Annotated in this window: 25 protein-coding genes; 13 read left to right on the top strand and 12 right to left on the bottom strand. The window is 41.5% G+C overall.

All coding sequences use genetic code 11. From position 1 onward, the window contains the following. Positions 1-102: 102 nt before the first annotated feature. From ACGF63_RS03195 to ACGF63_RS03175, 5 genes are all read left to right on the top strand, one after another. Positions 103-1,017 carry a metal ABC transporter substrate-binding protein gene (locus ACGF63_RS03195; protein ID WP_036849449.1) on the top strand — a complete coding sequence of 305 codons (915 nt, stop codon included), beginning with the start codon at positions 103-105 and terminating at the stop codon, positions 1,015-1,017. Next, the gene (locus ACGF63_RS03190) at positions 1,014-1,910 is read left to right on the top strand and encodes a manganese/iron ABC transporter ATP-binding protein (RefSeq protein WP_036849447.1); all 897 of its coding nucleotides are present in this window, start codon (positions 1,014-1,016) and stop codon (positions 1,908-1,910) included. The genes ACGF63_RS03195 and ACGF63_RS03190 overlap by 4 nt, the downstream gene beginning before the upstream one ends. Further along, positions 1,907-2,782: a metal ABC transporter permease gene (locus tag ACGF63_RS03185; protein ID WP_021324215.1), complete on the top strand. Its 876-nt coding sequence runs from the start codon at positions 1,907-1,909 to the stop codon at positions 2,780-2,782. The genes ACGF63_RS03190 and ACGF63_RS03185 overlap by 4 nt, the downstream gene beginning before the upstream one ends. After that, positions 2,779-3,663 (top strand): metal ABC transporter permease, encoded by an 885-nt coding sequence (locus tag ACGF63_RS03180; protein ID WP_036849445.1) that lies wholly within the window; start codon positions 2,779-2,781, stop codon positions 3,661-3,663. Before ACGF63_RS03185 ends, ACGF63_RS03180 begins: the two co-directional genes overlap by 4 nt. A gap of 122 nt (positions 3,664-3,785) precedes the next feature. After that, positions 3,786-4,643 carry a fructosamine kinase family protein gene (locus ACGF63_RS03175; RefSeq protein WP_036849443.1) on the top strand — a complete coding sequence of 286 codons (858 nt, stop codon included), beginning with the start codon at positions 3,786-3,788 and terminating at the stop codon, positions 4,641-4,643. Between the two features lie 54 nt (positions 4,644-4,697). Here ACGF63_RS03175 and ACGF63_RS03170 read toward each other — a convergent pair whose 3' ends face one another. Beyond that, entirely contained in the window at positions 4,698-5,240 is a 543-nt protein-coding gene (locus ACGF63_RS03170) for a YniB family protein (protein ID WP_036849441.1), read from the bottom strand. Positions 5,241-5,423: 183 nt separating this feature from the next. Here ACGF63_RS03170 and hxpB point away from each other — a divergent pair, with 183 nt between their 5' ends. From hxpB to ACGF63_RS03155, 3 genes are all read left to right on the top strand, one after another. After that, positions 5,424-6,089, top strand: a complete 666-nt coding sequence (hxpB, locus tag ACGF63_RS03165; protein ID WP_387628728.1) for a hexitol phosphatase HxpB — start codon at positions 5,424-5,426, stop codon at positions 6,087-6,089. 223 nt (positions 6,090-6,312) lie between these two features. Beyond that, complete coding sequence (locus ACGF63_RS03160; protein ID WP_387628726.1) at positions 6,313-6,861, top strand: metal-dependent hydrolase; 549 nt, start codon at positions 6,313-6,315, stop codon at positions 6,859-6,861. Positions 6,862-7,068: 207 nt separating this feature from the next. Beyond that, positions 7,069-8,460, top strand: coding sequence for an L-cystine transporter (locus tag ACGF63_RS03155; RefSeq protein ID WP_036849436.1), 1,392 nt, complete (start codon positions 7,069-7,071; stop codon positions 8,458-8,460). Between the two features lie 72 nt (positions 8,461-8,532). Here the strand turns inward: ACGF63_RS03155 and htpX are convergent, their stop codons facing one another. The 4 genes from htpX to ACGF63_RS03135 all read right to left on the bottom strand — a co-directional run bounded on the left by htpX (position 8,533) and on the right by ACGF63_RS03135 (position 13,130). Continuing rightward, the gene (gene htpX, locus ACGF63_RS03150) at positions 8,533-9,420 is read right to left on the bottom strand and encodes a protease HtpX (protein WP_036849435.1); all 888 of its coding nucleotides are present in this window, start codon (positions 9,418-9,420) and stop codon (positions 8,533-8,535) included. A 344-nt stretch (positions 9,421-9,764) separates the two neighbouring features. Next, positions 9,765-11,816 carry a carboxy terminal-processing peptidase gene (gene prc, locus ACGF63_RS03145; protein WP_036849434.1) on the bottom strand — a complete coding sequence of 684 codons (2,052 nt, stop codon included), beginning with the start codon at positions 11,814-11,816 and terminating at the stop codon, positions 9,765-9,767. A gap of 19 nt (positions 11,817-11,835) precedes the next feature. Further along, the gene (gene proQ / locus ACGF63_RS03140) at positions 11,836-12,537 is read right to left on the bottom strand and encodes an RNA chaperone ProQ (RefSeq protein WP_132351720.1); all 702 of its coding nucleotides are present in this window, start codon (positions 12,535-12,537) and stop codon (positions 11,836-11,838) included. Between the two features lie 95 nt (positions 12,538-12,632). Next, positions 12,633-13,130 carry a GAF domain-containing protein gene (locus tag ACGF63_RS03135; protein WP_036849429.1) on the bottom strand — a complete coding sequence of 166 codons (498 nt, stop codon included), beginning with the start codon at positions 13,128-13,130 and terminating at the stop codon, positions 12,633-12,635. A gap of 666 nt (positions 13,131-13,796) precedes the next feature. Here ACGF63_RS03135 and ACGF63_RS03130 point away from each other — a divergent pair. Further along, on the top strand, positions 13,797-14,039 hold the full coding sequence (locus ACGF63_RS03130; RefSeq protein WP_036849427.1) for a DUF1480 family protein: 243 nt from the start codon (positions 13,797-13,799) through the stop codon (positions 14,037-14,039). Between the two features lie 202 nt (positions 14,040-14,241). On the opposite strand, the gene ACGF63_RS03125 is transcribed toward ACGF63_RS03130, so the two are convergent. The 4 genes from ACGF63_RS03125 to ftnA form a co-directional block, all read right to left on the bottom strand. Further along, positions 14,242-14,583, bottom strand: a complete 342-nt coding sequence (locus tag ACGF63_RS03125; RefSeq protein ID WP_036849613.1) for a YebY family protein — start codon at positions 14,581-14,583, stop codon at positions 14,242-14,244. A gap of 164 nt (positions 14,584-14,747) precedes the next feature. Further along, a complete protein-coding gene (gene copD / locus ACGF63_RS03120) occupies positions 14,748-15,641 on the bottom strand; it encodes a copper homeostasis membrane protein CopD (protein ID WP_036849425.1) in 894 nt (297 codons plus the stop codon). Between the two features lie 2 nt (positions 15,642-15,643). Further along, the gene (gene yobA / locus ACGF63_RS03115; RefSeq protein ID WP_036849423.1) at positions 15,644-16,030 is read right to left on the bottom strand and encodes a CopC domain-containing protein YobA; all 387 of its coding nucleotides are present in this window, start codon (positions 16,028-16,030) and stop codon (positions 15,644-15,646) included. A 195-nt stretch (positions 16,031-16,225) separates the two neighbouring features. Next, the gene (ftnA, locus tag ACGF63_RS03110; protein WP_036849422.1) at positions 16,226-16,729 is read right to left on the bottom strand and encodes a non-heme ferritin; all 504 of its coding nucleotides are present in this window, start codon (positions 16,727-16,729) and stop codon (positions 16,226-16,228) included. Between the two features lie 328 nt (positions 16,730-17,057). Here ftnA and ACGF63_RS03105 point away from each other — a divergent pair, with 328 nt between their 5' ends. Beyond that, a complete protein-coding gene (locus tag ACGF63_RS03105) occupies positions 17,058-17,288 on the top strand; it encodes a DNA polymerase III subunit theta (protein ID WP_036849419.1) in 231 nt (76 codons plus the stop codon). Positions 17,289-17,337: 49 nt separating this feature from the next. On the opposite strand, the gene pip is transcribed toward ACGF63_RS03105, so the two are convergent. From pip to ACGF63_RS03090, 3 genes are all read right to left on the bottom strand, one after another. Further along, positions 17,338-18,291 carry a prolyl aminopeptidase gene (gene pip, locus ACGF63_RS03100; RefSeq protein WP_152961822.1) on the bottom strand — a complete coding sequence of 318 codons (954 nt, stop codon included), beginning with the start codon at positions 18,289-18,291 and terminating at the stop codon, positions 17,338-17,340. Positions 18,292-18,365: 74 nt separating this feature from the next. Further along, positions 18,366-18,740 (bottom strand): protein YebF, encoded by a 375-nt coding sequence (gene yebF, locus ACGF63_RS03095; protein WP_152961820.1) that lies wholly within the window; start codon positions 18,738-18,740, stop codon positions 18,366-18,368. A gap of 107 nt (positions 18,741-18,847) precedes the next feature. Then, positions 18,848-19,027: a YoaH family protein gene (locus ACGF63_RS03090; protein ID WP_152961818.1), complete on the bottom strand. Its 180-nt coding sequence runs from the start codon at positions 19,025-19,027 to the stop codon at positions 18,848-18,850. Positions 19,028-19,169: 142 nt separating this feature from the next. Here ACGF63_RS03090 and pabB point away from each other — a divergent pair, with 142 nt between their 5' ends. From pabB to ACGF63_RS03075, 3 genes are all read left to right on the top strand, one after another. Then, positions 19,170-20,540, top strand: a complete 1,371-nt coding sequence (gene pabB / locus ACGF63_RS03085) for an aminodeoxychorismate synthase component 1 (RefSeq protein WP_152961817.1) — start codon at positions 19,170-19,172, stop codon at positions 20,538-20,540. After that, positions 20,537-21,100 carry a CoA pyrophosphatase gene (locus ACGF63_RS03080; protein WP_152961815.1) on the top strand — a complete coding sequence of 188 codons (564 nt, stop codon included), beginning with the start codon at positions 20,537-20,539 and terminating at the stop codon, positions 21,098-21,100. The genes pabB and ACGF63_RS03080 overlap by 4 nt, the downstream gene beginning before the upstream one ends. Before the next feature lie 170 nt (positions 21,101-21,270). Continuing rightward, on the top strand, positions 21,271-22,635 hold the full coding sequence (locus tag ACGF63_RS03075) for an L-serine ammonia-lyase (RefSeq protein ID WP_036849409.1): 1,365 nt from the start codon (positions 21,271-21,273) through the stop codon (positions 22,633-22,635). The last annotated feature ends 324 nt before the right edge of the window (positions 22,636-22,959 follow it).

Here is a 22,959-nt window from a genome sequence, read left to right as displayed (position 1 = left end):
TGTAATAATCTCTGTTTCTAAATTTTATAATCTTGACTTTACTTAAATGATATTGATAATCGTTATCATATACATATTTATAACAAGTAAAGGTTTGAATTCATGAAAAAGAAACTCTCTCTGCTTCCTTACCCTATATCAGGAATCGTATTGATTCTCTTATCCATAATCTTATTTAGCCAGCAGGTATCCGCCGCCAAAAAATTCAAAGTCGTCACCACTTTTACTATCATTCAGGATATAGCTCAAAATGTAGCAGGTGATGCTGCAATTGTTGAATCAATTACTAAACCGGGTGCTGAAATCCATGATTATCAGCCTACTCCCAAAGATATTATAAAATCTCAACATGCTGATTTGATCCTTTGGAATGGATTGAATCTGGAACGCTGGTTCGAACGTTTCTTTGAAAACCTCAAAGATGTGCCCGCCGTTGTCATCACTGAAGGCATTACACCATTACCTATTCGTGAAGGGCCTTACAACGGAAACCCTAACCCTCACGCCTGGATGTCACCCACCAATGCTTTGGTTTATATTGAAAATATCCGCAAAGCATTTGTGAAATATGATCCTGAAAATACAGAAAATTATAATAGGAATGCCAAAGCCTATGCTGAAAAAATCGCCCAACTGGATTCTCCACTGAGAGAGCGTCTTGCCCGTATTCCACAGGATCAACGTTGGTTAGTCACCAGTGAAGGGGCTTTTAGCTATCTGGCTAAAGATTATCAATTTAAGGAAGTTTATCTGTGGCCAATCAATGCGGAAGAACAAGGTTCACCACAACAAGTTCGTCATGTGATTGATACAGTAAGAGCAAATAAGATCCCGGTGGTGTTTAGCGAAAGTACCATTTCCGATAAACCAGCCAAACAAGTCAGCAAAGAAACCGATGCCCGTTATGGTGGCGTTCTTTATGTAGATTCACTCTCCGGCAGTGACGGGCCAGTACCCACTTATATTGATTTACTGAACAAAACTGTAGATACAATCGCAAAAGGATTTAATCAATGAATAGCAATATGCTGTTTGAGCGTCCTCATTTAGTGGTTGATGACGCCACTGTGACTTATAACAACGGCCACACTGCTATTTATGACGCCAGTTTTTCTATCACCGGCGGTACTATCTGTGCATTGGTTGGCATTAATGGCAGTGGTAAGTCCACACTGTTTAAGACCATTATGGGGCTGGTAAACCCATCTCAAGGGAAAGTTACCCTAAGCGATATGCCTGTCAAAAGTGCATTAAAGAAAAATATCATCGCGTATGTACCTCAAACAGAAGAAGTTGACTGGAACTTCCCGGTACTGGTTTCTGATGTCGTTATGATGGGCCGCTACGGCAAAATGGGATTTTTGAGAATCCCAGGCAAAAAGGATCACCAAGCTGTTGATGAAGCACTTGAACGTGTTGGCTTAACGGCTCTGCGCAACCGGCAGATTGGAGAGCTTTCAGGAGGGCAAAAAAAACGGGTTTTTCTTGCAAGAGCGCTGGCTCAGGAAGGAAAAGTTCTGTTACTGGATGAACCTTTTACCGGTGTTGATGTAAAAACAGAAAATGCCATCATTGACCTGCTGTGTGATTTACGTGATGAGGGTCATCTGGTTTTAGTCTCAACACACAACCTTGGCAGTGTTCCCGAATTCTGTGACCACGTTATCCTGATCAACCGAACTGTTCTGGCAAGTGGCCCGACAGAAACAACGTTCACCCAGAAGAATTTGGAGATGACTTTTGGTGGAGTACTTCGTCACATTAATCTATCCGGGCCGGAGTTGCATAATGATGATGATCCACGTTCCCTGACGGTTATTACTGATGATGAACGTGCAGCGGTGTTTTACGGTCAAGATCACCATGTTCCACCGAGGCAAACCCAGCAAAAGGAGAAACATAAACCATGATAGAACTTTTGCTGCAACCTTTTCACTATAACTACATGGTGAAAGCTATCTGGGTCAGTTCAATTGTCGGTGCCGTTTGTGCCTTTCTTTCTGCCTATCTGATGCTAAAAGGCTGGTCACTGATGGGAGACGCTCTCTCTCACTCGGTTGTGCCTGGTGTCGCCGGTGCGTACGCACTGGGTCTTCCTTATGCAGGTGGCGCTTTTTTTACCGGCATGCTGGCAGCACTATCAATGACTCTCGTTCGCCATATCACTCGCTTACGTGAAGATGCGGTGATCGGGTTTATATTTTCTACTTTCTTTGCTGCCGGCTTATTAATCGTTTCTCTCAACCCCACATCCGTTAACGTGCAAACCATTATTCTCGGTAATATCCTCGGTATCGCTGATGAAGATGTTCTCCAGGTTGAAATTATCATTGCAGTTTCATTTATCGTGTTAATGCTTATTTGGAAAGATTTGCTAGTTGTGTTCTTCGACGAAACCCATGCACGTTCTATTGGCTTATCTCCCTTACGGATGAAAATCATTTTTTTTACTTTACTGAGTGCCTGTACCGTTGCTGCCTTACAAACTGTCGGCGCTATTCTGGTCATTGCAATGGTAGTAACTCCAGGAGCAACCGCCTATTTACTAACTGATCGTTTTAAACACTTATTGATAATTGCAGTAGCTATTGGTTCCCTGACCAGTGCGTTTGGTGCTTATTTAAGTTTCTTCCTTAATGGTGCCACCGGCGGTGTTATTGTCACGCTACAAACCGTTATTTTCCTATTGGCGTTCTTCTTTGCACCAAAACACGGATTAGTCGCATCCCGTATACGTGCCAGAAAAGAATCCGTGGCGTTGGCTAAGGAGACACCGCTATGAATCAGTTGATTCAATTGATCACTGAACCGTTTATGTTTCCATTTATGCAACGGGCAATGTTCGCAGCCATTGTGACAGGCGCAGTATGTGCGATGCTCTCTTGTTACCTGGTGCTTAAAGGGTGGTCGTTAATGGGAGATGCTATCTCTCATGCCGTATTACCGGGGATTGTACTGGCTTTCGCTGCCGGGATACCTCTGGCTATTGGCGCGTTTCTTTCTGGTATTTTTTGCGCTTTTGCAACAGGATATCTGAAAGAACACAGCCGGATAAAAGAAGATACTGTGATGGGAATCGTCTTTTCCGGCATGTTTGCTTTTGGTTTGGTTCTTTTTGCCCGAATAGATACCGACCAACATCTCACTCATATTCTGTTTGGTAATATGCTGGGGATCACTAAAGATGAATTGAATCAAACATTATGGATTACCTGTATTACCATGGCTGTGGTACTGCTAAAACGTAAAGATTTCATGCTCTATTGCTTTGATCCGAACCAAGCGCGCGTAGTAGGGTTACCTGTTAAGTTTTTGCATTACGGTTTACTTTGTTTGCTGGCAATGACTATTGTCGCTTCCCTGCAAGCCGTGGGAATGATTCTGGTTATCGCAATGTTAATATCGCCCGGGATTATCGCTTTTATGTTATGCCGTAGTTTTGACCGAATGTTAATTGTCGCTACTGTTGCGTCGGTCAGTTCCTGTGTTCTTGGTACATTGATTAGTTTCCATATTGATGGAGCAACAGGGCCATGCATTGTTCTTGTCCAGGCTATTTTCTTTACACTGGCACTGGGTTACAACCAGATAAAACAGGCAAGAATGAAACTCAAACATAAAACCCATCAAGCTACTCTCCAAGTCTCCGACGAACCTAATTAATAACAAAAAGGGTTATATCTGTTTTAAGATATAACCCCGCTAATCATCTTTTTTACCGACTCATATATTTTCTCTGACTATAATTGTTCATTAAAGTGATTGACGATTTAGAGAGGTGAACCATGTGGCAGGCAGTAAATCGTTTGCTAAATGAATATTTCGGTGCTGCCGAGATTCACGATAAAACTGCGTTAACTGGAGGCGATATTCATCAAGCCTGGCAAGTCATTCATGGCGAGCGGCAAGTTTTTGTCAAATCAAATCTGAAGGAAATGCTCCCTGTCTTCAAAGCAGAATCTGAACAACTTGAACTACTGGCACGCAGTCAAACTATTCGTGTCCCAGCTGTTTATGGTGTTGGCTGTGATCGAGACTACAGTTTTCTGTTACTTGAATTTCTGCCTTTAAAATCTTTTAACCCACATAATGCTTATTGTTTCGGTCAACAATTGGCAAAACTTCATCAGTGGAGTGAGCAACCCCAATTCGGCTTTGATTTTGACAATATGCTGGCAACAACACCACAACCAAATGGTTGGCAACGACGCTGGCATCAGTTTTATGCAGAGAAACGAATTGGTTGGCAATTACAGATTGCAGCAGAAAAAGGCATGATATTTGGTGATATTGATAATATTGTTCGGGTCATAAGTAACAAACTTCAACATCACCAACCACAGCCCTCTCTCTTACATGGCGATCTCTGGCCTGCTAATTGCGCTTCTCTGGATGATCACGCCGTTGCTTTCGATCCTGCTTGTTATTGGGGAGATCGTGAGTGTGATTTTGCTATGCTGCCGTTATACCCTGATTTACCAATGCAAATTTTTGATGGTTATCAGAGTGTGTGGCCACTGCCTGCCAATTTTATTGATCGACAACCTGTATATCAGCTCTATTATTTGCTTAACCGTTGTAATCTGTTTGGTGGTGATAATTTTATTACGGCTCAAGATATTATTGATGATATTATGCAATGAAGAAGCAACTGGCTGCGGAAACACTTCATTCCGCAGCCATCACAACCAGAAGATTTACCAGCCTAAAATTCCCAGTAGAAAATAAAAAATTGCACCGATAATTACCGGTGAAACATATAAAATATAAATCTGACTAAACAATGTATGGGGCGGAAGTTTGATTCTTGATTCAATCTGTTCTCTTGTCAGGCCACCATTATCTTTGACTTTTTCAATAATCAATTGATCTTCAATATTTTCGCGTACAAATTTCACTTGTCTATACATACGTTGACCTGATGCATTCATAGCAAGACCGACAAAAATAAGAAAATAAATAATCAGAAAACTCATATTTTCTCCAGTGAAACCAGACAAACGAACGGGAATTGGTGAATTTTTCCAAAAGAATTCCAAAAATGGCGTATTAAAGCGCACCATTTCGGCCATCATTTTCAGAAAATCATCTAAAACAGCATTAATGCCATCACCTTTAATACCCTGTAGCCAGGCAAGATTGATCACAGAAACGATGGTCGATAAGAGTGCCGGAATAAAAATCATCCAACCTAAAACTCGCTTAATAATAGCGATGTATCCGGCTTTTTGGTAAGTCATGATACCCCTCATAGCAGTAAATAGATTCTATTTTTGGCTAATCATAGCCCATCAACCATTAAATTTAACTTTATATTTAATTAACTAAGCATTTCTTACCCTGTTCCCCACAAGAAAAAGATTTCATCTGCCGAGATTGCGACAATCAGCTTTCGCTAACTGTCTGACCAGTGGGAGATACTCATGTCTTTTCATTTACCAATAAAAGCGGCCATTTTTGATATGGACGGTTTACTGATTGACTCTGAACCATATTGGATCCAAGGAGAAAAAGAAGTATTCAGTGAATTAGGTCTGGATTTATCTTTGGCAAAGAAACTACCAGACACTCTTGGGTTGCGTATTGACCATGTTGTGGAGCTATGGTACCAAGCTTCTCCGTGGCAAGGTGCATCAAAATCAGAAGTGGAACAGCGGATTACAAATTATGTAATCAAACAGGTAAAAGAAAACCATCCCCTGCTCCCAGGTGCTGAATATTCTTTAAACCTTTGCCGTGAACAAGGATTGAAAATCGGTCTGGCCTCAGCTTCTCCACAATATATGCTGGAACAAGTACTTGAGATGTTCAACTTGAGTCATTATTTTAATACTGTCGTTTCTGCTGCCAAATTACCCCACAGTAAACCCCATCCCGAAGTTTATTTGCGCGCTGCTGAACAACTGAGTGTTTCCCCGATAAGTTGTGTGACTCTGGAAGATTCATTTAATGGAATGATAGCGACAAAAGCAGCAAGAATGTGTTCAATCATTGTGCCAACAGCCCATTATTTCGATGATCTACGTTGGATATTAGCAGATATTAAACTACGCTCACTTGAACAATTAAGTGTAACAGATATCATCTGACCATAACTTTAGCTGCCATTATCTGTTTAAATGGCCGTTTCTAATTGCTCACATAGCCGCCGTAGCGTTTATTCCTTATTCTGTCAAATGAAAATCCAATTAAATATTAACGTTATATATTAATAAATAAGATATTTTTGCTTTTCACCCCCTATCTTACCCGCATAAAACCCACTATACTTCGCCAACTGTATGGATAGACAGTTATCAGTCAGAGGAATTTATGACCGCAGAAGGGCATCTTTTATTTTCAGTTGCCAGTATTATTATGGCGCACAAACTTGAAATAACACCAGAAATAGCCAATGGTGACTGGTTGCATATGCTACCAGGCGTGCTGCTTACTGCATTGTTACCAGATATAGATCACCCAAATTCAACCCTGGGGAGATTATTCAGATTTATCTCAATTCCAATTGCCAAACTATGTGGTCACAGAGGATTCACTCACAGTTTACTTGCTCTTGCATTAGGTATCGCTTTACTTTGGCTCAAAATACCAGAAGAGTGGCCTGTACCAACCGATTTTTTCCATGCCATGATTATTGGTTATCTAAGTCATCTGGTAGCGGATATGCTGACTCCCGCTGGTGTACCGTTATTATGGCCAATAAAGACACGTTTCCGCCTGCCTGTACTTGGCAAACAAGGAAATAAGAAAGCAGAAAGGTTTATTTCTGCCTTGCTGGTTGTCATTGCCGTTTTTCTGCCAGAACATATTGAATACTCTATACTTATTTTTATAGATTACATCAAAAAACTGTATTTTTAATAACCTTTGAAAATATTTTCAATGTTATAATCGCATAAAAATCACTCTTAATTGCCATGATGATTATATCAAATTCGATTTAATTATAAGAGCCGATAACCTTAGCTGGTACCATATTCTCAATTACTTGCTGTAGGGTATAAGTTTATAACTTAACTCGATTAATACAGCTTAACTCCCTCAATAATTAAAATCTGGAGTTTGTGGATGAACTTACCATTAATTCTAAATGTGCTCGTTTTCGCAGCACTGCTTTTGCTATTGTCAAAAGCCAGCTCACACCAATGGAGTCTGTCAAAAAAGGTTCTTTTTGGCCTCGCCATTGGCGTTATTTTTGGTCTGGCGCTACAACTGACTTATGGAGCTGATAATACCATACTGAAAGAATCAATCTCATGGTTCAATATTGTAGGTAACGGCTATGTACAACTTCTGCAAATGGTGATTATGCCGCTGGTATTTGCCTCTATTCTAAGCGCTGTTGCCAGATTGCATAAAGCATCTTCTCTGGGAAAAATCAGTTTTCTAACCATCGGCAGCCTGCTGTTCACTACGATGATCGCAGCGCTGATCGGTATCATTATTACTAACCTATTCGGCCTGACTGCTGAAGGTCTGGTGCAAGGAACTCAAGAAACAGCACGCCTGTCGGCTATCGAAAACAACTACATAGGCAAAATCTCTGATTTGTCTGTGCCGCAGTTAATTTTATCTTTTATTCCTAAAAACCCATTTGCTGATTTAGCCGGCGCCAATCCAACATCTGTTATCAGTGTTGTTATTTTTGCGACCTTCCTGGGGATTGCTGCACTACAAATGCTGAAAGATGACCGCGAACGTGGTGAACGTGTATTAGCCGCTATCGATATTATGCAAGCATGGGCAATGAAACTGGTTCGCCTGGTTATGCGCCTGACGCCATACGGTGTTATGGCTCTGATGACCAAAGTTGTCGCCAACTCTAATATCCACGAAATTGCGAAACTGGGCAGCTTTGTTATCGCATCCTACATTGCACTAGCGCTGGTGTTTGTTGCTCACGGGTTTCTGCTCTCTCTCACCGGTATCAATCCACTTAAATTTTTCAAAAAAATCTGGCCGGTATTGACCTTTGCATTCACTAGCCGTTCAAGTGCAGCCAGTATCCCACTGAATGTTGAAACCCAGACACGCCGTATCGGTGTACCGGAATCTATCGCCAGTTTCTCAGCATCTTTCGGCTCAACAATTGGTCAGAATGGTTGCGCCGGGATTTATCCTGCCATGCTGGCAGTCATGGTTGCGCCGACAGTAGGCATAAACCCATTTGATCCTGTATGGATTGCAACACTGGTTGGTATTGTGACTATCAGCTCCGCAGGCGTTGCTGGTGTGGGTGGCGGTGCTACATTTGCCGCACTGATTGTCTTACCTGCAATGGGATTACCTGTAACGCTAATTGCACTGTTGATTTCTGTTGAGCCTCTTATTGATATGGGCCGTACTGCGCTGAATGTGAGTGGTTCAATGACCGCCGGTACAATTACCAGCCAGTTAATGGGGCAAACTGATAAAACCACCTTCAATCAGGAAGATGAAGTTGAATTAAATCAGCTATGATTTGAATTTCAAAAATCATAAAAAAAGCCGAGGAATACATCATTCTTCGGCTTTTTTATTTTATTCTCAATATTATTTATTCAGGTACTGCCCACTACGCAGAGCTTCAATACGTTTGTCTAATGGTGGGTGAGACAGAAACAGCTCACTGAACGTCTTGGATTTACCATTAATACAGAATGCCATCATACTGCCTTCTTCCTGCGGCTCATAACTGGTTTTCAGACGCTGTAAAGCAGCAATCATCTTCTCACGACCTACCAACTTAGCAGAACCTGCATCTGCATGGAATTCGCGGTAACGGGAGAACCACATCGTAATAATACTTGCCAGAATACCGAATACGATTTCCAGCACCATTGAAACAACCATGTAAACGATCGGGTTACCAGAAGAGTTACCCTCTTCTTCACTATTGTTACCAGACAGAAAACCTGATACAACCTGAGCCAGCAAACGGGAGATGAAGATAACGAAGGTATTGACTATCCCTTGCAGCAAAGTCATCGTCACCATATCACCGTTAGCGATATGGCTAATCTCATGGGCAATAACGGCTTCCGCTTCTGCCCTGCTCATATTATCCAACAGACCAGTACTAACAGCGACCAGAGAAGCATTACGACGAGCTCCGGTAGCAAAAGCATTAATGTCAGGTGCAGCATAAATAGCAACCTGTGGCATCGTAATATTGACCTGCTCCGCCTGACGGCGAACAGTTTCAACTAACCAATGTTCAACTTCATTTGCTGGCTGCTCTATGACCTGACCACCAACAGAACGCAAAGCCATCCATTTGGACATCAGCAGGGAAATAAACGACCCACCGAAACCGAACAGACCAGCCATAATCATTAAACCTTGTACGCTACTTCCCTGAATTCCTGTCAGAGAAAGTATTATCCCGAACACCAACATAACAGCAAGGTTAGTGAGGAGGAACAAAGCAATTCGCATCATAAAAACCGGCTTCCTTTATTAATAATCAATGCACTTTCAGAGTTAATCTATAAATAAGGCTGTTCTTGCTATATTCAAGGCTTTGAACTCTTCAAGCGATAAAATCAACACAACTTTACAAAATTATAAAAAAACCGGTATCAGCCTAACACCAATTGGTTAAGCAAAATACTCTGATACCCGGTAACACAGAGAAAATGTGAAACAGTTCATCCTTCCTGAAAAAGGGAGAACACTTCAAAAAGCGCCGTTTATGCAGAGACTAAAAACCCAATACACCGTTCACTCAAAACATCTCAAGTGAACGGTATTAGACATCGTTAACGAGCTATTTAAAAATGACTCTACTTAGATTTAGCTAACACTTTCTCAGCAGGTTGATGGGATAAATCAAGTGCAATTTTCACTGATTCATCAAGATAAGGATCCGGACCCTGATAATCTTTAGGTAAATCATCCAGTGAAGTTAACAATTTTTTACCCTCGCGTTTAAAGCGATCATTAATCCGGTTCAGTTTTAAAGCATCATCTTCTTTGTTCTCTTTCTCTCTTTGTGCATAGTTAAGAGAAACAATGTTCTTATGCTCTTTCATTGCCTTATAGTGCGCAATGTCCTCATTGATATATTTGAACTCTGGATCATCCGCGATGCGGGCACTATGAGCCACATTCAACGGCGGAACTAACCCTGCAATAACTTTAGACCCCGTATAACGGGCAGGAGGAACGCTATCCCAAGGCAAAGCATTATCTTCAAAACTTTCTCCTGTTTCCGCCGGATCAATCCCCGTTGGCATCACAATATCAGGTGTAACACCTTTACGCTGGGTACTACCACCATTCACACGATAGAATTTCTGAATCGTATACTGAACAGAACCCAGTGATGGCCAATCAGGACGCATCATTTGATCGTAAATACGACTCAAAGAACGATATTGCTGAACCGTACCTTTACCAAACGTTGGCTCACCAACAATCAGCGCCCGCCCATAATCCTGCATTGCTGCGGCAAAAATCTCAGAAGCAGAAGCACTAAACCGGTCTACCAGAACAACCAAAGGCCCTTTGTAGTACACCATCTCATCAGTATCGGAATCCTGGCGGATTTTCCCGTTATTATCCCTGACTTGCACAACCGGGCCACTTGGGAGAAACAGGCCAGACAAAGAAACCGCTTCTGTCAGCGCACCACCACCATTACTACGCAGGTCAATAACAACAGCACTGACATGCTGTTTAGTCAGTTTTTGCAATTGAGTTTTAACATTATCAGTCAAGCCAACGTAAAAACCTGGGATATCAAGAACGCCCACTTTTTCCTTACCAATTGTCTTGACTGACATCTTCACTGCCCGATCTTCCAGACGGATCTGTTCACGAGTCAAAGTGATAGTACGTGGTTTTGCCCCTTTGGTATCAGAAATAACCTCAAGCCGTACTTTACTGCCTTTAGGGCCTTTAATCAGTGCAACCACATCATCCAGACGCCAGCCAATAATATCCACCATGGATTTCCCTGACTGAGCGACACCGATAATCTTATCACCCACTTTTAACGCTTTGCTTTTGGCGGCAGGTCCACCGGCAACCATAGAATTTATGACGGTATAATCATCATCTATCTGTAAAACAGCACCAATTCCCTCCAGGGAAAGACTCATCTCTGAGTTAAACTGTTCAGTATTGCGTGGTGAAAGATAATTGGTATGAGGATCGATTTCACGGGCAAACGCCGTCATAATCAATTGGAAAACATCTTCACTCTGACTTTGTGTCAGGCGTTTTAACGCAGACTGATAGCGCTTGGTCAGCACTTGTTTAATTTCTTTATCGTCTTTACCGGTGAGTTTGAGATTGAGCCAATCATATTTAATTTTAGCATCCCAAAGTTTATTTAACTCTTCGATATTCTGCGGCCAAGGGGCTTTGGAACGATCAACATCAATTGTGTCATTACCACCAAAATTCATTGGCTGTTCAAGACGAGATAAAGCATACTGATATCGCTCAAAGCGGCGTTTTTGCAGCAAATTAAACAGGTCATACGGGATTTCCAGATTCCCGCTTTCCAATTCCTTGCCTAACAACTTTTTCCTATCAGCATACTGAGCTACATCTGACGCCAGTAATATGTTATGACTGTAGTCCAGTATATTAAGGTAGCGGTCAAATATTTTTGCTGAAAAATCACCATTTAAATCAAATTGACGATAATGAGAGCGAGTGAAGCGGGATGTTACCCGCTCGCTCACTGTTGAGTGCTGAGGCTCTTGCTTCAATACAGGCAGTTGCTCAATACGAACAGGAACAACCACTGGACTGTTTGTATTTGCATAACAAATACCAAAAATTGAAACGCCTAAGACAAAAGCCAGTCTGACGAATGTGTTCATGCCCAGGTTGGCCTCCGTATCAGAACTGTAAGTGTTCTGCGCGTACAATCATCGCTAAACCGGAAGGCAATTGTACCCGTACACCGTCTTTGGCGATTTCAAGCACAGAAGCATCCATCGAGCTTTTACCCACTCTTACTTTAATTTCCTGTCCAATTTTCAGCGATGAAACATCGGCGATCTGAGTCGGTGCAGGTTGAGCAGGTTTAGCCGCCGGTTTACGTGCCTGCTGAGGACGATTTTGTTGGCGTGGCTGCCGTTTTTCCCCTTCAGTATTGTTGGCACGACGACGAGGAGCTGGCTTTTTGGCTACAGGCCGTTCATTTTTTTCACCGGCAGCCGCATTTTCAGCTTCACGTTTTTTAGCTCTTTGCTCAGCACGCTGTGCCTGAACCCGTGCTTTGGCTTCAGTCAGTTGCTGGAGAGCGTGCTCAATGTGTTCCGCCTCCAGTTCACCGCATGAATTACCATCAAGGTCAACACGCTGCGCGCCCTCTTTAACACCATACAGATAACGCCAACTTGATGTATACAGACGCAAGGCAGAGCGCAATTGTGTTTTACTTAAACACTCTTCGTCCTGGATACGTTCAACGATATCCTGAAAAATACCGATCTTTAAAGGACGAGCTTCACCTTCGGCTACGAAACAGAGCGGGAAACGCTCAGCTAAAAAAACAATAATTTCTTTACTACTATTCAACTTAGGTTGATTTTCCATGAAATTTCCTGATTACAACGGTTTTGCCAACCAGCATAGGCATGAACTGGCGTCATTATAATAGCGTTGCTGATAAATGCCACGTTATCCATATGTTAAGTTACATTCAGTTCAACATATTTCGGCACAACGCACTGTTCTAAATGAGCACAAAGCCCATCAATAAGGGTTTGTAAGCCAAATTCGTCTTTTTCGTCGAATCTATTAAGAATCGTGCTATCAATATCCAATACACCAATGATTCTATCGTTTACGATTAATGGCAACACAATTTCAGCGTTACTGGCAGCATCACAAGCAATATGACCGGGGAATGCATGAACATCATCAACACGCTGAATACGCTTTTCTGATACAGCAGTTCCACATACCCCCTTGCCAACAGGTATTCTCACACAGGCAACTTTTCCCTGAAATGGTCCCAGAACCAACGTATCACCATCAATCAGGTAAAAACCGACCCAGTTAACGTCATGCAAGCGTTCATACAACAATGCGCTGGCATTAGCGAACGTCGCTATTAAGTCAAACTCACCAGACAACAGAGCTTTTAAGTCCGCTGCAAGCTCCCGATAGAACTCATTTTTATTCATATTGACCTATCCGATGAAATTTACAAAATGCATCTCTATTTTTTTGTATCAAAAAAATATCAAATGCCCATAACAATAAGGTTAACAGCCTGTCACACTGACGTAAATTTTTTACTGTCTTTAATAAGATATTCTTTATTATATTTATTGAGCATAGGTAAAGGCTAGTGAGATATCACACCTCTTACCAAAACATTATCAAAAGTGTAGCCAGTATGAATATGATTCACTGTAAGCACCTCAATGCCCTTACGCAATAAAAATCAGACTGAATTATTCCGCAATTATAAAGATCAATTATCTGATAACCGTACCAATCATTAGTTTCTTTCATTTTAGAGTTAACGCTTCATGAAGTAAAAAACAAAACATTCAAACAATTTATCCGTAGAATTATTGCACTACCACTTTATCGTTAACACTTTCAGCTCCTACGACCACACCAAATAAATATTTCCTACTAAATGTGGAAAAGGTCAAAGAATAGCGAAGATGAAAAAAGCAATATGACGAGACTAAGTTTTAGAACAGATAATTATAACAGCAATATCATCTACCGATAATACAGCACGGAAAATATTATTACTGGCAATTTCAGTCATTTGATCTATTCTCAAATGATGGCCTTACTGGTCGTACCTGTTAACTAAAAGCTAAGGAACCATCATGAATCAGACAAAGTTAAGAATTTCCAGCTACGAAATTGATGATGCAATTCTGTCTTCATCTACCGAAGAAGATGACACTACCATTAGCATTCCTTGTAATTCTGACCACGAGCTTTGTATGCAACTGGATGGGTGGGATGAACATACCAGTATTCCCGCCTTACTAGACGATAAGCACATTCTGCTATACAGAAAACATTACGATAGACAAAAACATGCATGGGTTATGAGGGTGGTCTGATGTCCAAAAAACTTTTGACAAAAAAAGGCCGAGTTGACTCCTCTACTCGGCCTAGGGAAAATGGCTCTTAAAGAGCCGTGCGCTAAAAGTGTCATTGAGACGTAAACAACTTACAGTTTAAAGCGTAGCTGACATATGGCATTTTACCAATTTTTTGGATAATAAATAGCCAAACATCATGCTACCGCTTAACTCAATGGCATTATTTTTTATCACACAATGCTAAAGCTGCTTGCTGGAATAGCTCTATACTCATTTTTTGAGTCGGATTTTTGCTATCATTCAATAGAATAATATCCAAAGACTTCGCATTCACCTTCCCTATTCTCATCATCTCTGTGGCTATATCATTCAATGGGTATTGCACTAACGTACTTGGATTAATCACAAACAGAGCCCGATTTGCTCTGCAATCCAACATCACTTCTTCCCGTGTAAATGCCCATTTATCACCAAACTGTAGCTTACTCACCGTTTCAATAGGCGCAGCAACACTTTGAAAAGAGAAAGAAAACAAGGGAAGCAATAAAAATAAACGTTTCATAATAGTTACCAATGTAGATATAAGAACGAAAAAAGCAGATTCATTCTCACGCACTACCTATACACTCCGATTCCTGCACGCAGTCCGTATTCTCGCTATATTCTATTGTCAGAAACAGACTGCACCAATAGCCCCCACCGAAACAGGGGGATGAATTAAGAAAATCAAACCGGCTGGTAAGTAGCAAAAACAGCAACACATAATAAAGCCAGTGCTCCAAGCATAATTTCAACCCAACTATTGATAACTAACAATTGATAGCGGCCGGGTTGCCTCAATTTAGGAACCAGAATATAGCGATTCATTAATGCAAGCACCACCATACCCGCCACCAGCGCTATCTTTAGCCATAGCATTGATTGATATTCACTGCCACTATATTCCGGCCAATCAGGGAGCAAAATCAAGCTACTTATGGTGCCTGTAACAATAATAAGAATTACTGCAATATGACCATACGTGGAAAAACGCATCATAGAAATCATAATCTGTTTATCCAGCCCTACAGCCAATTCATTTTTTATACGCAAAAGTTGCAGGCACAACAAAAACGGCCATAATCCACCAAACCAATATCCAACACTCAATAAGTGAATGACCTGATTAATCTGATGAAAAACACCTGTCATCCCATCATGTATTACTGAATGGCCGATAAGAGCATGACAAGACAGTAAAATGGCAGAGATAATTAACATCGTAACATTTCTGGTTTTTTGGTTATTGATAAACAATAACCCTATAGCAACTATTGAAACCAGTATTTGCCATTGCCAAACTCTGCCAAAAGTTGTTCCCAGTACTGCTAGCCAGATTTCCAGATTATAAGTATCTTGCCAGCCATCCCCCATTATCCCCGCTTGCATCGCCAACCAGCCAATTGCCGTTATGAGTGCCCCAATCGTGCTGATAATTACCCCCAAACGGAGACGGGCATCAATCAGAACAGATAAACGATCAGGAACCAGCATGGCAGTAAATATGCTGAGACCAAACATCAACATGACTGCCACGAAATGAGTGAAGCGACAAAGGATATACAGCGCGGCCAGAGACATAATTACTTAACTGTAAAGCTATAAACGCCTTTAGTTTTATGCCCATCAACAGAGACTACTCTCCAGTCAACATCATATTTACCCGCCACTAGCTTATCTTCGACAGGAAGAATAAGTTTTGTATTGGTTGCCGGATCAAGCTTCAGTTTACCCGTTTTTATAAGTTTATTTTCCGGGCCAGTCACTTTTACTTTACTGAAATTCAGCTCAATACCTTCTGAAAAACTCAAAGTAATTACCTGTGGTGTATTTTCTACTGTCGTATCTTCTGCTGGAATTTGTTCTGTTAAATGCGCATGGGCCAAAGCTTGTTGGCAAGACATGCCGACAAAAAGGACAACTAAAGCAGATAACTTTCGGCAAAAAGAGTGAATTTTGCTGATAGCCATAAATGACCTCTTAATTTTCAGATGAATTTCTATAAATTGATATCATCTTATATCAAAAGGATTATTTTATCCGCGATAACTTACAATGAGAATTTCGTCTTGTGAACTATCGCGCAAAAATAAAGGAAAACCGCAGTATTAGCCTTAAATATCTAAAACTATTGTCGACTACTGCGGTTAATTCATCCCATTTAGTCAGACAGGATTTGCAGCAGCCAGAGCTTTCAGATCCTTATCCAGGAAGAAGAGCGCCTTACCATCCTCGCCAACCATATCCAGTTTATCAAGGATAGATTTGAACAATTTCTCTTCTTCGTGCTGTTCTGCTACATACCATTGCAGGAAGTTAAAAGTAGAATAATCCTGCGCCGTTATCGCCAAATGGGCGAGTTTATTAATTTCAGCAGTAATGAATTTCTCATGCTCATAAGTTCTCTTAAGTACATGGGAGATGGATTCATAATCAGTCGAAGGCGCATCAATCTGCCCCAAACGTGGCATCGCACCAGTATCACTCAAATAATCAAACAAGCGATGCATATGCTGCATTTCTTCCTGAGAGTGTGATTTAAAAAACGCGGCGGCACCTGCTAACCCTTTATCACTGCACCATGCACTCATTTGCAGATATAAATTCGCAGAATAGAACTCCAGATTCATCTGCTCATTTAATTTATTAACCATTTCTTGATTTAACATAATAGGCACTCCAGTTATTAATTTACCTGTATTATGCCAATTATATTAAAATAATAAAACCCAATAAGCAAAAATAAATTAAATATGCGTATGGCATTGAAATAAAAATATATTTTCAAAAAACACAAACAGAAATGAATCTCATTTAATATATCTAAATGGAAATGAATTTTATTTACAAAATAACATTCGCTAAGAAATTTTTATATTTAATGATAATGAATATTATTTATATTTATAAAATAATCAATTCAGCCCTTGCCAGAAAACCGAGTCTGGATTAACTTTATCTTTTTGTGAATTAGAGTTTCAATTCAGCGAGACACTTATGGGACATAATCTGGCCGGGCTTTCTACAGAGAGTATGGATAAAGTAAATGTTGATTTGGCGGCATCGGGGGTGGCTTTTAAAGAGCGTTACAATATGCCAATATTTCCTGACACAGTCGAACAGGAACAACCCACACACCTTAGGGAGTATTTTCAACAACGTTTGGTGCATTATCGCCAGTTATCCAAACAATTTTCCCGTTTACCTTATGAGCCGAAAGGCCGCTGATCATCTATTAAGAATTGACAACCACCGGATAACCGGTGGTTATACCAAATTATTGCTCTGCAAATTTATCCGTTGCACTAATCAGATGATGTAAAATACCCGGCTCATCAAATGAGTGTCCTGCACCTTCAATGATGTGTAACTCTGCTTCCGGCCATGCTTGTGCCAGATCCCAGGCATTCTGCACCCGGCAAGCCATATCATATCGACCATGAATGATGACTGCCGGAATATCCCTTATAACATCAATGTTATTCAACAGTTGCTGATCGTCATTCATAAAACCCTCATTGATAAAATAGTGGTTCTCAATTCGGGCAAACGCCAAGGCAAACTCATCTTCTGCAAAAGATTCTACGCTATCTGAAGGAAGCAATGTTACCGTCTCTCCTTCCCATAAACTCCAGAGGCGAGCTGCTTCTAATTGAACCTGACGATCATCACTGGTCAGCCGTTTATTATATGCTCCGATAATATCCCTTCGCTCTTCCTCCGACAAAATAGATATCGTGCGTTGCCATTTGTCGGGGAAAAAATTAGAAGCGCCATCCTGATAATACCAGTGCAACTCCTGCGGCCTCAGCAAGAAAATTCCCCGAAGAATTAATTCAGAAACTCGCTGGGGGTGAGTCTGGGCGTAAACTAAAGATAAAGTAGAACCCCAGGAGCCCCCAAATACCAGCCATTTTTCCACCCCCATTAATTGACGCAAGCACTCAATGTCTTCAACTAAATGCCAGGTGGTATTATTTTCCAGACTGGCATGAGGTTTTGAGCGCCCACAGCCACGCTGATCAAATAACATGACATGATATTTCTTAAGGTCAAATAGCCGACGATGATAACAGGCAATACCACCGCCCGGTCCGCCATGAATAAATACCGCAGGCTTACCGTTAGGATTACCACATAATTCCCAATAGATTTGGTGACCATCACCTGTGTCCAAATAACCAGAACGGTAAGCTTCACAGGCCGGATATAATTTTTTCAATTCTGACATAACATTTCCTTTACTGGCTAACACCAAATCTGGTGTCCATCTAATGACGGGTTGGAAATAACTATCAGAAAATGTTATTTCAATTCACTATAGCTAATCGTATTTTGCTGACAATCAACAACAACACGGTAATCTTTGTCACGCTTAGAACCACGAACAGTAAGGGGAATTTTTAATATAGCTTTATCACCAGTGATATTTTCCTCATTTACCCACGCCACAGGTGTAGATGTCCCCAACTGCTTTTTATCTTCTGACCAACGGTTGATACGATTTTGCAGAAAATCACGTTTTACCTGAGCGGCAATTTGCGATTTTGTTAAATTATCGCAAGAGACAAATTTATCAACACGTTTGCTCTCTGACACAGCAGATGCTGCAAATGAGACAGCGAGCAAAAGTGCAGTGCCTGATAGGCCAACACTATTCATGATATGACATGCTTTCATACTACCTCCTGTTAATATCTCAAAATAAGAGATTAAATATGGAGCTAACCTAACATGCCAGGTGAAATAAATGTGTGATTATTGTTAAATAAATAATTTAATTATGTTCATTTCTCATCATCAAACATCACATTAACCTGCCCTTTTGTGCGATGCTGTTCACGAAGCTCTTGAGCAACCAACCCAATGGCTTCTCCACTGCTCATTCCCTCAGCCATTAATTGCTGAATTTTCTCCACTGCCAGTTGCTGTTCCTGATGAGATAAGGTTGGCATACTTGAAAACATGATAATAACCTCTAAATAAACTGATCGACGCCGAAGAGTATAGCGATTTTTATCTCAGGTAAGGAGTGGATTTCTATGTTAATCTCTGGGGATGAAAATCAATGCCAACTCTTGCATTACAACGGTTAAAACCAACACCATAATGAGTACTTCACTGCAAAAACGACAATTACCTTATCAATCAGACGCAGCCATCAACTATTTCGCGCCGATTTCAAACCAGCCTTGGGCAATGCTGCTCCATTCTGGTTCTGCAAACCATCCCCATAACCGGTTTGATATTCTGGTTGCAGAACCATTAATAACCCTGCTCAGTCATGAAAAATCAACCGTAATAAATGAACGTGGTGATACTTATATTACTGAGGAAGATCCCTTCTATCTGCTAAAAAAACAACTGGAAAAGTTAAATATTACAGCAAAGTTTGATCCTGATTTGCCATTTCAGGGTGGTGCACTGGGTCTCTGGGGATATGATCTTGGACGTTGTATCGAAAAATTACCGTCACAAGCCAAAAATGAGTTGTCATTTCCAGATATGGCAATAGGTATTTATGACTGGGCGCTGATTGTTGATCATCATAAAAAAGAGGTGACTCTATTTAGCTACAGTGATGCTGATACACGCCTGAACTGGCTTATATCCCACCAGGCTTCGCCAAAAACGGCTTTTACACTGACCAGCGAATGGCAGTCAAATATGAGTACAGAGCAATATAATGAAAAGATTAGCTGTATTCATGACTATCTATTAGACGGCGATTGTTATCAAGTCAATCTGGCACAGCGATTTTGCGCTGATTACCGGGGAGATGAATGGCAAGCATTCATCAAACTGAATAAGAGCAATCGCGCACCTTTTTCTGCCTTTATTCGTTTACCAGAAAACAGTGTCATTAGTGTCTCTCCTGAACGCTTCCTACTCCTGGAAAATAAGCAAATTCAGACTCGGCCAATCAAAGGAACATTACCGCGCTTAAACGACGCAGAAAAGGATACATTACAAGCTGAAAAACTGGCGGCATCAAAAAAAGACCGGGCCGAAAACCTGATGATTGTCGACTTATTACGTAATGATATTGGCCGGGTAGCCACACCGGGATCAGTTAAAGTTCCTGAATTATTTGTCGTTGAACCATTCCCTGCCGTTCACCATCTGGTCAGCACAATTACCGCAGTACTACCAAATGAACAACATGCCACGGACTTACTGCGCGCCTGTTTTCCAGGCGGTTCTATTACCGGTGCTCCTAAAATCAGAGCAATGGAAATAATAGAAGAGCTTGAGCCTCATCGCCGGCATGGATATTGTGGTTCAATTGGCTATATTAGCTTTTGTGGCACGATGGACAGTAATATTACTATTCGTACCCTCTTGACCGAGAAAGAAAAAATATATTGCTGGGCAGGTGGCGGAATTGTTGCCGACAGTATTGCTGAAAACGAGTATCAGGAAACATTTGATAAGTTGAATCATATTTTACCGCAACTGGGAAAAATAAAATCGATATGATGCCATTATCTGATTTCATTAACAGATTTCAGTTACAGATTCCATCACCCCCTAAACGGCTTGCAAATAACACCCGCCATGCTGCGGTGTTATTACCGATCATCTGCAAGCCGAAACCAACGCTATTACTGACCCAGCGCGCCACCACATTACGATCACACGCCGGTCAAGTAGCCTTTCCCGGTGGGGTTGCAGATCCCGAAGACAAATCAATCATTGCTACAGCACTGCGGGAAGCAGCAGAAGAAGTCAACATCCCCCATCAGAAAGTTAAAGTTTTGGGGCAACTCATGCCCTTAGACAGCATGAGCGGTTATCTGGTGACACCCATTGTTGGGTTATTACCCCCAGAGTTGTCTTTCCACAGCAACCCGACAGAAGTTTCCAGTATATTCGAAATCCCTTTATCTGAAGCGCTTTCTCTTTCAAGTTATCATTATCTTGATGTTAACCGCCGTGGTCAGCAATATCGCATCTATTTTCACTGGTATCAGGGGCGACTTATCTGGGGCCTGACAGCGGCTATCATTTATCAATTAGCTCAACAGGTTCAGGTTTGATCCAAATCATGAGAAATAATCACCCTGTGTTTTTTTCATCCATTTTTGTCACAGTTGCTATCATAATTCAAAAAAAACTGTAAACTCACTTATCAACACTACTAAATCACAGTAAAGTAGCGTACCCCAATATATATAACTATATCTCTATCTTTTTTAAGGAGTCTGGCGTGATTAGCGTTTTCGACATGTTTAAGGTCGGTATTGGCCCATCTAGTTCTCATACAGTTGGCCCGATGAAAGCCGGCAAACAGTTTGTCGACGATCTGGTAAACCAGGGCTTAATGCCTTCTATCACGCGTGTAGCCGTTGATGTTTACGGCTCACTCTCATTAACCGGCAAAGGTCATCATACGGATATAGCCATTATCATGGGCCTGGCAGGTAATTTGCCAGCGACCGTTGATATTGATTCAATCCCCGGTTTTATTCGTGATGTAGAGCAAACTCAGCGTATTAAGCTGGCCAATGGCTTACATGAAGTCGATTTCCCACGTGACAGCGGCATGGTTTTCCGTAGTGATAACCTATCGTTACATGAAAACGGTATGCAAATTCATGCATTCGCGGGAGACAAAGAAGTTTATAGCAAAACCTACTACTCAATTGGTGGTGGTTTTATTGTTGATGAAGAGCATTTTGGTAAACCCTCTCAGGATATCAAACCTGTTTCATATCCATTCAATTCAGCAAAAGAACTGCTGATGAATTGTAATAAAACCGGGCTATCTATCTCCGGTTTGATGATGAAAAACGAACTGGATCTCCACAGTAAAGAAGAAATTAACGCTTATTTTGCTGATGTCTGGGATACCATGCAGGCTTGTATTGAGCGTGGTCTGAACACAGAAGGCGTTTTGCCTGGCCCATTGCGTGTACCACGCCGTGCAGCGGCATTACATCGTATGCTGACCTCATCAAACAACCTGTCTAATGATCCAATGAATGTCGTGGATCTGGTGAACATGTTCGCCTTGGCAGTCAATGAAGAAAATGCCGCGGGTGGGCGTGTTGTTACCGCACCAACCAATGGCGCTTGTGGCATTGTTCCTGCCGTACTCGCTTATTACAACCATTGCATTGAGCCTGTAACACCAGAGCTGTATATCCGCTATTTCCTGGCATCCGGCGCTATCGGCATTCTGTATAAAATGAACGCCTCTATATCTGGAGCTGAAGTGGGTTGCCAAGGGGAAGTGGGTGTTGCCTGTTCAATGGCAGCAGCTGGCCTTGCTGAACTGCTTGGTGGTAGTGCTGAACAGGTCTGTATTGCCGCTGAAATCGGCATGGAACATAATCTCGGCCTTACCTGTGACCCGGTTGCAGGCCAGGTACAGGTGCCTTGTATTGAACGAAATGCCATTGCTTCAGTAAAAGCAATCAACTCTTCCCGCATGGCTTTGCGTCGTACCAGTGAACCACGTGTTTCTCTCGATAAAGTCATTGAAACTATGTACGAAACAGGCAAAGACATGAACGCTAAATATCGTGAAACATCCCGTGGTGGTCTGGCGATTAAAGTTCAGTGTGATTAATCAAATAAATAACCTGTTTTTTGATCAGTAAATCCTTCTGCCATCAAAATATCCCTACCTTAGGGTAGGGATGATAGGCGGTATCCCAGGAATCGGCCTGATTGCGATATGAGGAGAAAGCATCGCAACAGGTACTAACCTGTCGGAACAATACTCAACGGCATTAATTTCCTCTTGGAGTGATGCAGCCGCAATTACGCGAACAATGTGACCACCCTGAAGCAGTTGGTGCCCAGCAGCTAGAAGTGGGCCGAGGACCCCCACGACACTAGCAGATAACTATAAGCCATAAAAAGTCCCTTATGTCCAAGAACCAAAAGTCAA

The organism is Photorhabdus sp. RM322S, from assembly GCF_042879395.1.
Lineage (GTDB): Bacteria > Pseudomonadota > Gammaproteobacteria > Enterobacterales > Enterobacteriaceae > Photorhabdus > Photorhabdus khanii.
The sequence above is the reverse complement of the archived record's forward strand: the minus strand, read 5'-3'. Positions and strand labels throughout refer to the sequence as shown.